At 54.8% G+C, this 15,780-nt stretch carries 8 protein-coding genes; 6 read left to right on the top strand and 2 right to left on the bottom strand.

What is annotated here, in order from left to right; translation table 11 throughout:
• Positions 1 to 161: 161 nt before the first annotated feature.
• From ACXADJ_RS08265 to ACXADJ_RS08290, 6 genes are all read left to right on the top strand, one after another.
• Positions 162 to 1,088: a lysylphosphatidylglycerol synthase transmembrane domain-containing protein gene (locus ACXADJ_RS08265; RefSeq protein WP_475064688.1), complete on the top strand. Its 927-nt coding sequence runs from the start codon at positions 162 to 164 to the stop codon at positions 1,086 to 1,088.
• Between the two features lie 115 nt (positions 1,089 to 1,203).
• Positions 1,204 to 2,280 carry a glycosyltransferase family 2 protein gene (locus tag ACXADJ_RS08270; RefSeq protein WP_475064690.1) on the top strand — a complete coding sequence of 359 codons (1,077 nt, stop codon included), beginning with the start codon at positions 1,204 to 1,206 and terminating at the stop codon, positions 2,278 to 2,280.
• A 30-nt stretch (positions 2,281 to 2,310) separates the two neighbouring features.
• Entirely contained in the window at positions 2,311 to 3,906 is a 1,596-nt protein-coding gene (locus tag ACXADJ_RS08275) for an ArnT family glycosyltransferase (RefSeq protein ID WP_475064692.1), read from the top strand.
• Positions 3,896 to 4,690 carry a phosphatase PAP2 family protein gene (locus ACXADJ_RS08280; RefSeq protein WP_475064696.1) on the top strand — a complete coding sequence of 265 codons (795 nt, stop codon included), beginning with the start codon at positions 3,896 to 3,898 and terminating at the stop codon, positions 4,688 to 4,690. Before ACXADJ_RS08275 ends, ACXADJ_RS08280 begins: the two co-directional genes overlap by 11 nt.
• Before the next feature lie 271 nt (positions 4,691 to 4,961).
• Entirely contained in the window at positions 4,962 to 6,173 is a 1,212-nt protein-coding gene (gene fabB, locus ACXADJ_RS08285; protein WP_028292559.1) for a beta-ketoacyl-ACP synthase I, read from the top strand.
• Positions 6,174 to 6,330: 157 nt separating this feature from the next.
• On the top strand, positions 6,331 to 11,211 hold the full coding sequence (locus ACXADJ_RS08290) for an ATP-binding protein (protein WP_475064699.1): 4,881 nt from the start codon (positions 6,331 to 6,333) through the stop codon (positions 11,209 to 11,211).
• A 192-nt stretch (positions 11,212 to 11,403) separates the two neighbouring features.
• Here the strand turns inward: ACXADJ_RS08290 and ACXADJ_RS08295 are convergent, their stop codons facing one another.
• Both ACXADJ_RS08295 and ACXADJ_RS08300 read right to left on the bottom strand, forming a co-directional pair.
• Positions 11,404 to 12,522: a porin family protein gene (locus ACXADJ_RS08295; protein WP_475064701.1), complete on the bottom strand. Its 1,119-nt coding sequence runs from the start codon at positions 12,520 to 12,522 to the stop codon at positions 11,404 to 11,406.
• Positions 12,523 to 12,724: 202 nt separating this feature from the next.
• Positions 12,725 to 15,733, bottom strand: coding sequence for a DUF748 domain-containing protein (locus ACXADJ_RS08300; protein ID WP_475064703.1), 3,009 nt, complete (start codon positions 15,731 to 15,733; stop codon positions 12,725 to 12,727).
• Positions 15,734 to 15,780 lie beyond the last annotated feature (47 nt).

Here is a 15,780-nt window from a genome sequence, read left to right on the forward strand (position 1 = left end):
AGTTTCTGAAGCGACCACAAGCATGAATCCGGTTTTTGTTAGCGCGGACGTTACCCAAGCCTGACCATGGATGCAACGCTTGACTTTATACGGTACGAGGGCAAGTATCCGCAGCCGTTCCCTTCAACTGTGACTGCGGTCATGCTGGTCTTGAGAGCCCAATGCTGAAATCCTGGAAATTCTGGCTGAGCCTGCTGATTTTCATCGCCTTTATTGTCCTTGTTGAACAAAGCTACGGCTGGTCTGCCGTACTTCTGAGCTGGCAGTCCATTGCGCCACAAGCCTTGTTGGCCGCGGTTACCCTGATGGCCGCCAGCTATCTGTTACGAGCCGCACGCTTCTATGACTTTTTTCATCAGTATTGCCGAGGGCATTTCTGGCAACTGACCCGCGTCACCGTGATTCACAACTTTCTTAACAACATGCTGCCAATGCGCAGTGGTGAAGTCAGCTTCCCTCTATTAATGAAACAACAGTTTGACTGCCCGGCGCGTCACTCAGCCCCGGCATTGCTGTGGCTGCGACTGCTCGACCTGTACGCCTTGATAGTGTTGTCGGTATGGACTCTGAAGAGCCAACTGGCGCAATTGACCGGACTGACGGAAAACGTAATCTGGACATTGCAAATCCTGCTACTGGCCTGCCCGCTTGTCATACTGCCGCTGCAAAACCTGATCATCGGCTGGCTGGAGAATCACAACTCAGGCAAGCTGAACAAGGTTGCCGACCTGATGGCAGCCCTGCCCCGCTCCCCATGGCCCTTTATTCGCGCCTTCGGCTGGACCCTGTTCAACTGGTCCTTGAAGGTGGCGGTTTACGCCTGGTTGTTGCAGCAGTTCATCGGCATCCCTTTCAATCATGCCTGGGTTGGCGCAAGCACCGGTGAGCTGAGTTCGGTGCTGCCTATTCACGGTGTTGCCGGTGCTGGCACCTACGAGGCCGGAGTCGTCGCAGGCCTTGTGCTTTGGGCCACCGATGCCAAGGCCGCCCTGGCCGGTGCGGTCAACCTGCACCTGTTTGTACTCGGCTGCACCTTGTTGCTGACCGCCCTGATGACGGTTCTGATCCCTCGACGCCCGGAACCTTAACCGTCCTGGAAGATCCATTAGCGGCACCGCTGCAACATTGCGTCAGTTTTAACGCTGCACGCTTTTGGGTATTATCCAGCGCGTTTCCTATATGATTTTTCAGAGTGGTATCCCTGTGACAGAGAACACCAAGCCGTCCTTGTCGATTGTTATTCCGATGTTCAATGAAATCGACAACGTCGGCCCAATGATTTCCCGCGTGCATGAAGCCCTGGACAACTATCAAGGTCCATGGGAGCTGCTGGTCGTTGACGACGGCAGTACCGATGGCACGCCACAGGCGTTGCGTCGCCAATCTGAAGAGCGCGGCAGTCATGTTCGCGTGGTTGAGCTGCGTCGCAACTTCGGCCAAACCGCGGCCATGCAGGCGGGTATCGATGAAGCCCGTGGTGAACTGATCGCGACACTGGATGGCGACCTGCAAAACGATCCAAAAGACATTCCTCGCATGGTCGACCACCTGATCGAGAAAGACCTCGACCTGTTGACCGGCTGGCGTAAGAACCGCAAGGACGATCTGGTAATGCGCAAGATCCCTTCGCGCATTGCCAACCGCCTGATTGGCAAGATCACCGGCGTACGCATCAACGACTACGGCTGCTCACTGAAGGTATACCGCTCCTCGGTTATCAAACAGGTACGCCTGTACGGTGAAATGCACCGCTTTATTCCGGCCTGGGTGGCTGCGGTTGTACCACCAAGCCGCATTGGCGAGATCGTGGTTGACCACCATGCGCGTACCGCAGGCACCTCCAAGTACGGTATTTCCCGTACCTTCCGGGTTATTCTGGATTTGCTGTCGGTCTACTTCTTCATGCGTTACCGCGCCCGTCCTGGCCACTTCTTTGGCATGATCGGCCTGACCATGGGCTCTATTGGCTCCCTGCTGATGGTGTACCTGGCCTTTGTGAAGTTTATTCTGGGTGAAGACATTGGCGGCCGACCGCTGTTTCTGATCGCGGTGGTGTGTGTCATTGCGGCGCTGCAATTCCTGACCACCGGCGTGATGTCTGAACTGATCTCACGTACCTATTTCGAATCGTCGGCCCGCCAACAGCAATACGTGATTTACCACCGCGAAGGTGAGCCAGCAGCCGATGCCAATTGGGCGAACGGGAATGGTCCGAGTTCTACATTGAAAGACGAACTCAACGACGAAGCCAACAAAGACGCCCCAACCTCCGCGAGCTGATACCCAATGCGATTGCCCCTTCCAGCAGCCATGCCTTTTTGGCTGCTGCCCCTCATCGTGGTGCTGTTTTCATTAAACATGGGCGGCTATCTGCTGTTTGACCATGATGAAGGCGCCTTCAGTGAAGCTACCCGCGGCATGTTCGAGCGTGGTGACTTTATTACCACCTGGCTAAACGACCGGGTGCGTTTCGACAAACCCATCCTGATTTACTGGTTACAGGGCGTTTCCATGTCCCTGTTTGGCACCGAAGTGTGGGCATTCCGCTTGCCGTCAGTGCTGGCCGGCATCATCTGGTCAATGGCCACATTCGTATTCGCACGCCACTACCTCAGCCGCGATACCGGCGTCGCTGCAGCGATGATCTGTGCCAGCGCATTGGGCATTAATGTTATTTCCCATGTAGCGACGGCCGATGCACTGCTGAACTCAGTACTCGCCTGCACCTTGCTGCTGATGTACCACCACAGCCGGCTGAGCCTGCGCGACCCTCGTGCCGGCAAAGGTGTGCTGTATGCGGTGTACGCCTTGATGGGCATTGGCGTACTGACCAAAGGACCGGTGGCGGTTGCCATCCCGGGTGCCGTGGCGGTGATTTTCTATCTTTGGAACGGTCAGCGTGAGGCCCTGTTGCGTGCCTTGTTCTTCGTTCCGGGCTGGGTACTGTTTTTGGCCATCGCCGCACCATGGTATGTGCTGGAGTACATGGCTCAGGGGCAGGATTTTATTAACGGCTTTTTCCTCAAGCACAACGTCAATCGTTTTAACAACGCGATGGAAGGCCACGGCGGCTCGTTGTTCTTCTACCCGCTGGTATTACCGTTTGTCCTTGCACCCTTTGGTCCACTGTTGCTGCGCATGCTGCCAAGCATCAAGAGTGTTACCTCTGACCCGCTGAATCGCTTCCTGTGGATCTGGTTCCTGTTTGTGCTGGTGTTGTTCAGCGCCGCCAGCACCAAGCTGCCGCATTATATTTTGTACGGCTGCACACCGCTGGTATTGCTGATGGCCCGGCATCGCTTTGCTCTCAAGCGCCGTTGGCTGGTTGCCATTCTGCCAGCTCTGTTCTTTGCGCTGTTTGCAATCTTTCCGCTGCTGGTACCTACCATCAAGGCTGGCCTTACTAATCCGATTGAAATCGCCACAGCAGAAAGAGCTTCTCATTACATTAATACCGCCTTTGCCATCAAGGCCGCGGTACTGGGTCTGATCGCGGTTGGCTTTATTCTGTGGCGCAAACTGGCCATCTGGAAAGGGCTATTTCTGGCGGGTATTTGTCAGGCCATTTTCACCTGGTATGTGTTTGCTCCGGCCTTCAGTGAAGCCCAGCAGCGCCCTATTTATAACGCTGCCATGTTTGCCCGCGAGCACAATCTGCCGGTAACCACCCTGTCGATTGATACTCCGAGCTTTAACGTTTACCTCGACAAGGTCACCCCTCGACGCTCAGACCTGCCCGCTGGCCGGGTTGGCTTTGGCCGCGAAGACCGTATCGACAATCTGCCCCAATACGATGTGCTGTTTCACGAAGGACCGATTGTGCTGATTCAATGGCCTGACAGCCCGGCCATGAACCCAACCGATGCTAACGAGACACACCCAACAGGAGCCCCTGATGCGCACTGATCGCCTGACACTTGGCCCACAACAGATCCCTCTGCTGGTTGCCGCCTTGCTGTTACTGGCCATGGCCCTGGTGGTGTCGCTTACCGACACCAATGCCGCCATTTTTTTGCTACTGAATCAGGATGCCAGCGTGATGCCAGATGGATTCTGGGCCAACATGACCTTCACCGCCGACACCCTGTTCGGCGTTTGTTTGCTGCTGCTGGTCGCAGGCTTCCGCCCACAGATTCTGGCGCCTTCGCTGGTACTGCTGATTATTGGCACTCTTTATGTCCAGGGCGGTAAAGCCTTCTTTGATGCCCTGCGACCAGCCGCTGTGCTGGTACCTGACAGCTTTCACATCATTGGCCCCACACTCACCCGTCACAGCTTTCCGTCTGGCCACTCATTTACTGCATTGAGTTGCTGGACGCTGGTCATGCTGGCAATTTCACCACGCTGGCTGCTACCGCTGCTGGCCTTTGCCCTGCTGGCAGCATTCAGCCGTATCGCGGTTGGTGCCCACTGGCCACTGGACGTTCTGGTTGGCTCGGCTGGCGGCATCATCATTGCCTGGCTGTCGGTGTGGATTTGCCAACACTTCGAGTGGCCCAACAAGCCGGGTGTAATCCTGTTTACCGCTACCATTCTGTCATTGGCAGCTATTTATACGCCGTTCCACAACGACCCATACCCGTGCACCGGTTTGCTGGCCTCCGTTATTGCCATTTGCGCACTGATCAACAGTGCACGTGGCTTCTGGATTCCGGTCTTCAAGCGCGTCAAAACCGCGTCTTCGATCTGATCTCGAACAAAAACCGACCAGTTTCATGCCAATTACAGCAGATAAACTCTGACTGGCGTGATCTGCGTCGGGCTTTTTGAGTCGCGATTGACGATTCTCAGTTAAGAATATTTTTCTTTATCCATTTTTGCCGCCTGCTATATAGTGGACGGCGATTTTCAGTATTTTGAGCTTTTTCAGGGCTCATTACTTATTTTTGAAACATTAATTCAACGCGACGGTCTTACGATGTCGCGTTTCAGTCACTTAGAACAAGTTCAGAGATCTAGTTATGCGTCGAGTAGTGGTTACAGGTATAGGGATCGTTGGTTGCCTGGGCAACAATAAGGAAGAAGTACTGTCCTCGTTGCGCGAACAGCGCTCCGGTATCCAATTCATTCCTGAGTACGCTGAGATCGGTATGCGCAGCCACGTTGCTGGCCGTCCGAAAATCGACGTGAGTGAACACATCGATCGTAAAATGATGCGCTTCATGGGCGACTCTGCTGCTTACTCCTACTTGTCATTGAAAGAAGCCATTGCCGACGCAGGCCTGACTGACGAGATGGTCAGCAACCCACGTTCCGGCATCATCACCGGTTCCGGCGGCGCCTCAACCAGCGACATCGTTGAGTCTGTCGACATCCTGCGTGAAAAAGGCGTCAAGCGCGTTGGCCCATACCGTGTAACCCGCACCATGGGTTCCACCACCTCCGCCAACCTGGCAACTGCCTTCAAGATCAAGGGCACCAACTACTCCATGACCTCCGCTTGTGCTACCAGCGCACACTGTATTGGTCACGGTGCCGAACTGATTCAATTTGGCAAGCAAGACATCATTTTCGCCGGTGGCGGTGAAGAAGAGCATTGGGCACTGTCCATGCAGTTCGACGCCATGGGCGCACTGTCTACCAAGAATAACGACAACCCGGCCACCGCTTCCCGTGCCTACGATGCTAACCGTGACGGTTTTGTAATCGCTGGCGGCGGTGCGATGGTTGTACTGGAAGAATACGAGCACGCAGTAGCCCGTGGCGCCACCATCTACGGCGAGCTGGTTGGCTACGGTGCCACTTCCGACGGCGCCGACATGGTAGCCCCTTCCGGCGAAGGTGCCGTTCGCTGCATGCAGATTGCCATGGCAGAAGCCGGCAACCCGGAAATCAACTACCTGAACACTCATGGTACTTCCACTCCAGCAGGCGACATCACCGAACTGAAAGCCGTAGCCCAGGCCTTTGATGGCAAGGTGCCACCATTCAGCTCTACCAAGTCCCTGTCCGGTCACTCTCTGGGTGCCGCGGGCGTGCAAGAAGCCATTTACTGCTTGCTGATGATGAAACACGGTTTCATCACCGGTAGTGCCAACATCACTGAAGTGGATGAAGGCGCTGCTGAGTACGATTTGGTTCAAGAGAACCGTGAAGCTGAGCTGAAGTACGTTATGTCAAACAGCTTCGGCTTCGGTGGCACCAACGCCACACTGATTTTCAAGGCTGTCTAATCAGCAGCCAGGGGCAAGGGAAACCCGATCCTTGCTCCCTGACTTACCAGGCCTGCGACGGCAACTGAAAACATCGGTTGCCCAGCGGGCATGATTGGTTTGGCGGCTTGCCAACCAACCTGGTCCGACGATCGGCACATTACGGAATTAACCCAACATGTCTGAACAAATTTCCAAACAAGTAGACCAGCTCTTTCAAATTGCCGAACAGCTATCGGCAGATTTCTCCCTGTTCCCTGAGTATGAAGACAACGCTGTTGACCAAACCGTAAAAGGTCTGGTCGCGCCTGACACCTGTGACACCGAATTGGCGCGTCTGAAAACCCTGAACATCGACGAATATATCGAACAGGTGGTTGCTCCTTCTGAAAGCAACAGCCGTGAAGGCGCCAAGAGCGTCGTCAAGCACCTGATCCTGCGCACCATCACTGAAGTTGAAGACGGCCCGCTGTACGCCTGTGAAGCCGACATGGACTTCAACGGCAAGGTACGCCGCGTTGCCTTCATCTGTCAGAACCGCGAAACCGCCAATGGCGTGTGGGGCCCACAGCACCACAACCGCGCAGCTCAGCTGGTACGTTCCTACGCCCAGCGTTCCATGCCTATCGTTACCTTTATCGATACGCCGGGAGCCGATGCCGGTGAAGTTGCCAACGCCGGCAACCAGGCTCACAGCATTTCCCACCTGATCACCGAAATGGCCAACAACGACGTGCCATCCCTGGGTATTATCTGGGGTGCAGGTTACTCCGGCGGTGCCATCCCACTGGCCACCACCAACATCCTGCTGACCGTGCGCGACGGTATTTTCAACACCATTCAGCCACAGGGTCTCGCGAGCATTGCCCGCAAGTACAACCTGTCCTGGCAGGAGTGTGCCAAGTACGTGGGTGTATCCGGCTACGAATTGCGTAAAGCCGGCATCATCGATGGCATCATCGACTACGCCCCGACCGACGCTGACGAAAAGCGTTTCAACCTGCACCAGGCCGTGGTTTCCGGTATTCAGTCCATCGAAGGCAGCGCCGTCGAGTTCGCCAAGAACAACGAATACATGCTGGACCATTACAAGACCTCGGTTGAGCGTTTCCTGAAGCCGTCAGACAAACTGCAAAACCTGCAAAAAGGCGCTAACTTCTTCGTTGCAGAAAGCCCGACTGAGCACGTTAACCTGTTTGGTCTGACCTACCGTTACACCCGTTACCTGACCCTGCGTCGTCGTATTCACTCCAGCACCGTTGAAAACTACGGCCGTCTGGCTGAGAAAGAGATTCCGGAAGGTCAGCTGCAACAGCGTCAACAAGCCGAGTCCAAGCGCAAGTTCCAGAACTGGTTGCAAGCGCCTGAGAAAATCGTTTACGACGACACGCTGCACAAGAGCTGGAAGAATTTCTGGAGCAAGTACGAAGACCGCGACGAAAGCCGTGGCACCATCGCACGTCTGTTCCTGGGTGAACCAAAGAACAACTACCTGAAAGCCAAGCAAGAGCTGTGCTTCAACCTGGGTCTGTACCTGTTCAACCGCTGGAAGTCCGACGCGCCGGTTAACTTCAACGGCCTGTTGAACTACCTGGAAGACTACAAGCAGAGCCGCTTCCTGCTGCGCGCTGCCGACGTTCTGGACACCCAGTCCGTTGCCCAGTTCATCGAGAACAACGCCCATCCGCTGGCCGCCTACATTCGCGAACAGCTGCCTCATGACGTTCATCAGGAACTGACTGAAGGCATGGAAAAAGAGAAGTCCAAAGGCGCTCTGAAGCAGACCATCGCGTCCGCTCTGAACATCGTCCTGAAAGGCGCTCTGGTTCCTGAAGCCATTCGTTCCGAGCTGAAGCTGTCCTCCCGTACCGAAGCACTGGCCAACAGCAACGACGCGGCGACCATCGAAGCCAACCGTCGTATTCTGGAAGAGTCTCTGGCACCGTACATCCAGTTCCGCCAGGAAAACATCCAGAACCCGCAGCACCCTGACATCACCATTCTGGACGCCATTCTGCATGATGAACTGCGTCTGGAATTCACCCAGGTGTGTCACAACATGCTGGTGTTCGGCAAGATGTACGACAACTTCATCAGCAACCTGGTGAACGTTGCCAAGGAAGCCAACGAGAGCCGTGCGCTGTCGCTGGAAAGCCTGAAAGCACTGTTGGAAAAATCCCTCGCCGAAGCGACTTCTGGCGACACCTACACCGAGCAAGAGAAGGAATCCTTCAACTACTGGTTGAGCTACTTCTGCAAGAGCGGTCAGCGTGGTGCCTTCCTGAAGTCCGTTGAAGAATGGAAGAAGCTGGCGTTCCCTCGCCTGTCTGACACCCTGTTCGTGGTGATCACCTTCATTCTGGAAAAACTGCTGCCGGAGTACTACTCCGCCGAACAGCAGGGCAAAGCCTATAATGGTCGTATCAACCCGGTCACCATTGGTCGTCGTAAGGACTTCTGGAACCGTCTGACCATGGCCTACCACGACTTGCTGATCCAGCAGGTTCTGGACGACACCAAGCGTCAGAAGAAGACCTCCGCCAATGCCATCATTGAGCGTTTCTTCACTGACTTCCAGGAAACCAACAGCAACCTGATGTCTGCTGACCCGGTTCAGTTCCCTGGCTTCCGTAGCTCCATCGAAGGCGCACTGAAGAAAGACGTCAAGCCATGTGGTGTGATTACCGGTATCGGTACCATCAAGATTGGCGAACGTGAACAGCAAGTCGGTGCATTGGTATCCAATCTGGACTTCCAGGCCGGTGCCTTCGACATGGCCTCTGCCGAGAAATTCTGCAAGCTGATGGTGGAGTGTGCCAAGCTGCACCTGCCAATCGTTTGTTTCGTTTCTTCCGGTGGTATGCAAACCAAAGAAGGTGCTGCAGCACTGTTCTCCATGGCTGTGACTAACGACCGTATCACCCGTTTTGTTCGTGACAACGAACTGCCACTGGTGATTTTCGGCTTCGGTGACTGTACTGGTGGTGCCCAGGCGTCCTTCGTGACTCACCCACTGGCACAGACCTACTACTTCTCCGGTACCAATATGCCGTTCGCCGGTCAGATTGTTGTGCCTAGCTACCTGCCAAGCACCAGCACCCTGTCCAACTACCTGTCTGTTTCTCCGAAGTCCATGGACGGCCTGGTGGCCCACCCGTTCTTCGACGATATGGACGACCGCCTGCGCGCCATCGACCCTGACATGCCAACTGCACGTCACACTGTTGATGACGTTCTGGATCGTGTTCTGCAAGGTTACGTGACTGCCGAGCGTCTGATTCCGGACACAGGCAAAGGCGCCAACAGCGACAAGGTATTCGGTCCTGTCGACAAGGTGCTGGTACACGCCCGTGGTTGTACTGCCGTGAAATTGATCCGCAAGGCGCAGGAAAACGACATCAAGGTGGTTCTGGTTCAGTCCGACCCGGATATGAATTCCGTACCAGTGGACATGCTTGGCCCTGAAGACCGCGTGATTTGTATCGGTGGTAACACCCCGGACGAATCCTACCTGAATGCCAAGTCCGTGCTGCGTGTTGCACACCACGAAAACGTCAAGGCCCTGCACCCGGGTATCGGCTTCCTGTCCGAAAGCAGCCAGTTTGCGGCCCTGTGTGGTAACCACGATATCAACTTCATTGGCCCTGCCGTTTCTTCCATGGAAACCATGGGTAACAAGTCCAACGCGATTAACACCGCGATGCGCGTAGAAGTTCCAGTGGTACCAGGTTCTCACGGTATTCTGACCAGCTCTGCCAACGCAGCGGCTGTTGCAGAAGAAATCGGTTACCCGGTGCTGCTGAAAGCCGTACACGGTGGTGGTGGTAAAGGCATTCAGGTAGTTCACTCTGCCGACAAGATGCACACCCTGTTCCACCAGATCTCTACCGAAGCCAAAGCGGCCTTTGGTAACGGCGACGTGTACCTGGAGAAGTTCGTAACTTCCCTGCGTCACATCGAAGTACAGGTACTGCGTGACAAGCACGGAAACACCAAGATCCTGGGTCTGCGTGACTGTTCCGTACAGCGTAACAACCAGAAACTGTTCGAGGAATCCGGCTCTACCATGCTGCCGCGTGAACTGGAACAGCTGTCCTACGACTACGCCACCAAACTGGCAGACGCCGTGGACTACTTCGGTGCCGGTACCGTTGAGTTCATTTACGACCTCGATGCCAACACCATCTACTTCATGGAAATGAACACCCGTCTGCAGGTAGAACACCCTGTAACGGAATGGGTATCCGGTATTGATATCGTATCTACCCAGTTCAAGATCGCTGAAGGTGAATCTATCGCTGATCTGGCTCCGAAACGTGAAGGTTACGCCATCGAAGTTCGTATCAACGCCGAGAAGCCAGTGATCAAGGGCGAAGAACTGCAGTTTGTTCCTACCCCAGGCAAGATACGCGAATGCGTACTGCCAGAAGAAGATTACATTGATCTGATTTCCATGGCCGCCGCCGGCAAGGAAGTATCGCCGTTCTACGACAGCATGATCGTACAGATCATCTGCTACGGTAAGGACCGTGAAGATACCGTTGCCAAGCTGCGTGAATACCTGAGCCGCGTGAAGATCACCGGCGTGTGCACCAATATCCCGACTGCCATGCGCATTCTGGATGATGAAGTGTTCAAGAACGGCGTTTACGACACTGGCTACCTGCCGAAATTCCTGGATCGCACCGACCTCAACGAACTGATCAAGGACGTTGAAGAAGCTGCGGATCTGGCTGCTGACGCGGTAGACGCTTCTGCACTGAAGATTGAAGGTTCCGACGAACTGAAAGTTCTGTCGCCAACCACGTCTATCTTCTACGGCTCTTCTTCCCCAAGCGAACCAGCGTTCGTGAAGGAAGGTGACATCATCGACGTGGAACAGACCCTGTGTCTGATGGAAGCGATGAAAATGTTCACGCCGCTGAGCCTGAAGCAGTTCAACCGCGCCGGTGCCGAACTGTACCCGGCAGGCCAGAAGTTCAAGGTCACCCGTATCATGAACGCCGATGGCCAACAGGTGAACCAGGGCGACCTGCTGTTCGTTGTGAAACCGGTTTAATCCCGGCTTTCACTGCCTGACAAAAACCGGAGTGGTTCGCCACTCCGGTTTTTTTATGCCTGCGGTCCAGGAATCTGTCATTCAGGAATCTGCCACCGATAAACCTGCGCTGTATAAACCAGCAAGACACAAAAAAGCCCGATGCATCATTCGATGCACCGGGCTTTGGCTATCCTGTGGACTGGCTATCGCTTAGAAGCTGTAGCCCAGACCCAGGTTGTAACCGGTCGCGTTCAGATCGCCGTCTTTGTTCTGACGAAAGTAATCAGCTTTCAGGGCAACGGTTTCGCTCAGCCAGTAGTTAACACCTACGTCTTGCTGGCTGTAATCGGTACCCAGATCGGCGTCAGCCTGGTTGTCCCAACGGCTGTAACGGTAGAACGCACCCACATCGCCTACGCGGTAGGATGGCTCGATGTACAGACCTTTCTGAGAGGTAGCGCCTTCGCCTTTGGTCAGACCCTGATCTTCAACAGAGTCAGACAGGGACCAGCTGGCGTACAGGGCACGCAGACCGAAACCGTCTTTCTGGTAAGCCGCGTGAGCTTCAACCAGAGTACCGTTCACCTCTTCAGTACCAGCGCCTTGCAGCATGTCGTCCTGGCGTTGCAGGGTTGCACCCAACTCCAGACCGGCCATGGCGGTGTAACGAATACGTGCGGTGTAAGCAGCCTTGTTGGCAGGTGCTTCAGCGACCTTCTTACGGCCCTTACGGATGGTACCGTCGGAAGTGCTCAGACCAGAGTGCATGGCCACGTCTACCGTCACACCCGGAGCCAGACGAGAGGTCAGCATAACACCACCTTCCCACCAGGTTGTCGGGATGATGTTTTTCTCTACGTTGTTACGCTCAACACCGTAGAAAGTATCTGGTTCGTGGGTTTCGTTCAGCAGGCCAACCGGCATCAGGAACATACCCATTTTGACAGAGTTGTTGGCGTTCAGATCGTGCTCGATGAAAGCCTGCTCCAGTTCAACTTCACCTGGCTTACCTTCACCGGCCAAACTGTGCTCCAGCTCCAGCTCAGCGAAGAAACGCGTGGTATCGTTAAATTCCTTACCCAGGAACAGCACGAAACGGTGGTAGTCGATTTCGTTATCGGTACCGTTATTCAGGTTCAGGTGGATTTCACCGTAACCACCCAGGCTCACACCGCTGTGAGCGCTTTCCTTGCTTTCCACCATGTCGGCAACGGCATTCAGTTGCTCACGCAGATCGGCGATTTCTGCTTTCAGTTCAGCATTGGTTTCAGCCATAACCGTGGAAGAAGCAGCCATTGCAATGGCTGATGCCAGAATCGAACGTTTCATGATTTTCCTAACTCTTGTTGTTGTGTGTCAAAAACGTCAGGAAAGGTAATGCAAATGAGAAGGCACCTCAATGCCATTCTGGTACTAATTTGTAATAATTCCGCATCGAACGGCACTTATTTAACACACCAAAAACCAGTGTCCACAAACAAAAACGCCCGACCGATTGGTCAGGCGTTTTCACCATGCCGCTATACCGGCGTTAGAAACCCATTTCTACCCGGGAGTCCTTGCCTTGCTCCGGCGAACAGACGGTAATTCTACGGGACAGGGACTTGTCCTTATCGTCCTTGAACTGCGACAACCAGTCCTTGACGTTTTCACCGCGCTGAATGCCAAGACCAAACCATTGATCTCCCATGGCGGCCGCTTCTTCCTTACTGACGAACGGACACACTTGCAGCTCCAGCGCCGTCTTTTTCTTCATGGTGGAGACAACTTTTTGCAGGTAGTCCGTTTGTTCAGAGGTCAGATCCGACTGTTGAGGCTGATATTTCAAAGGCTCCAGTCGAATGGCAAACAGGGTATCGGACGCAATGGAGCCAAGACTGATCAGCGCACCGTAAGGCTGAAACGCTTGCTGCAAGTAATACAGCGTGGCGGTACGCACTGCGGTTTTGGTCACCTGTTGCAGAATGTCGTTGATGCCGATACCCGGGTCGTTGATCGGACCGTCGATCGGGATATCAATTTTGAGGTTGTTGTTATCGTCTTTCAGCACCGACAACACGGTTTCAACCGGCATCGAAATTTGCTTGCTGACGCGGTCAATCCGCTTCTGGTTGGCTGGTTCAAACTTGCTGTTTTGCAGTCGCAGCGTCGCCTTGCCGTCCATCTGTCCCGCCACTACATCAACATTCGATTTCAACTGCAACATGCCCTTTTGCACCTTGTAGCCAATGGCCTGAGACACATAAGGGCTGAACGGTGGCAAATTCATCTGACTGATGGAGAAGTTGAAATTGCCTTCAGGCAAGCCGCCACTCAAGCCCACTTTGGCGTCCAGTTTGATGTCGTTGTATTTGTCGAGGCCCGCCAACACACTCACCGGTACACGGCTCTCCGGATTGCCCAACAGCTCATTGCTGTCGACCTGGCCAACGGTTAACGTACGCAGCTGCAAAGAGCTGCGATGATTTGGCTGGATCGCCTGATCTTCAAACGCAATACGGCTGTCGATAGCTGTGCCTGCGTTTTCAGACATCAACTCAACCCCATCCACCCGAATCAGGATCGGCAAGGTTGGATTCACCGTCGGCGCTACTGGCCCTTCTGAGCTGCCCGTGCCGCCGTTATTGGCCTTGGCACCGGCATCCGAGGCCACCGGAGTACCGGCGATGCGGCCGTCCTGCAAGCGCACCAGATTCATATTAAAACCGGCAAACGTCTGCACCCCGGTGGTGAAGGTATCGCCATCAAAATAGAGTTTGGGAATCACATAGCTGGCCAGGCTCAGCAAAGGCCCCTTGTTTTTGACCGCTTCTGTTTCGCCGTCCGGGAATTGCGCTACCAGATTGCTCAGGGTTACCCGTTCAGCAGACTGGATATGACGGTCAGCGCTGATGCCCTCCACCGCCAGACTATCGAACGACAGCGGCGGCTGACCTTCTGCACGGCCCGAGAAGTGTTCAAAGACCACGTCGCCGACCAGCTGCGGCTGACGACGCCAATCACGCAGCTGACCGTACCAGCGGAAGTTCAACGGTTGCAGCAAGGCCACGGATTGAGGCTCTTCGACTTCCAGACGCTGAACATCCAGGCTGCCGTTCAATTCAATTGGCAGGTTCTGGGCGCTGTCGATCACCCCCAGATTCATGGCATCCGAGGTAATGTGCGCCACAATGCCCGACTGACGATAGCCGATGTCCAGCTGTTGAATATCCACACCTTCGAGACGAAATTCCGGTAAGCCTCCCGGACCAGTGCCACGACGGGGCTGGCTTGCTTGTGTGGTTGCCATGCTTCCATTCGCATTGCTGACATCAGAATCGGTGGTGCCAGCCAACTCAATCACAAACGGCAGTTGATTCAGGCGCTCGTCTTCCAGTCGGGCATCAATCTTCAGGCCCTTGATGGCTTGCTTGCCCAGTTGCAGCATCTGGCCATCGAACAGCGCCTGATCGAGCTGGTATTGCTCCAGCACAAACAGATCACGCGCCACCTGACGAGCGTTAGGAGAGGTAATATGCAGACCGGTCAAGTTCACCCCAGCGGATGCCTGTTGTGACGCATTAGCCTCGATACCCGCCGCCGAGAACTGTTCGAATCCCAGCTCGATAGCATCCAGCGCCCGCAATTCCAAGGTTCCCAGTTTCAGGTCACCCGCTACGCCCGGCGTGCTGTTCCACTGGGTAACGCGCCCCGACCAATCAATCTGAAACGGCTGCTCCAGCGTCAGCTTCAACGCGGTATCGGCCGCCAGCGACTGCTGCAAGGTTTCAACCAAAGCTTGTTGGTTAAGACTGGTCAGGAATTGGTCATCGAGCGCCAGGGACTCCAGCGCCAGGGAGGTAGTCACATCAAATGATGACGGGGTCTCGCTGTCGAAATTCGTCAGCGTCAACTGTTTCAGAGTTGCTCCACTGCTCAGGCCCGGCTGCTGCCAGTTGAGGTTCCAGTTCGACAACGTCAGGTCATCGACCATTACCCGCCATGGCTCGCTTGGGCTGGTGGCACCCGCAGTTGTTGCAGACGTCGCTTGCTGCTCCAGCGGCAATTCCATGCCCGCAAGGTGCAAGGTGTTATCGGCCATACTGGCTTGCAGTGTTAATCCAGACACCGATACGCCTTCAATCTCGATGGTGCGGTCCTTGATCAGGCCAGTATTCAGATCCAGCGTCAGGGACTGCAACGAGGTTTGATCGCCATCCTTACCTGGGTGATCCAGCACAATACCGTTCAACGCCAGCGTGCCCGACCACAGTGACAACTGCCAGTCCGCCAGTTGCAACTGGTACTGATCGCCCTGTTCTGCATACCAGTTCTTCAACCAGGAAATCGCCAGCGGTGGTGCCACGTAACGCACCAGCGGCACCAGAATGATCAACAACAGCAGCAACACCAGCACGGTGCGGCCCAGCCAGAACAGGATGCCGCGTGGCGGCTTACCAGCCGTTACTGGTGCTGAAGACTGTGCTTTTGAATGAGTCCTGGTTTCACGGGACGCTACCAGCGGTTCGTTGATATCAGAATCGTCACGTTGGGAGGTCATGCAAACTCCGCATGTAAATATAAACAGTTAAATAAAATGCCCTGTCG

The organism is Oceanobacter sp. ABM4_470, assembly GCF_056158645.1.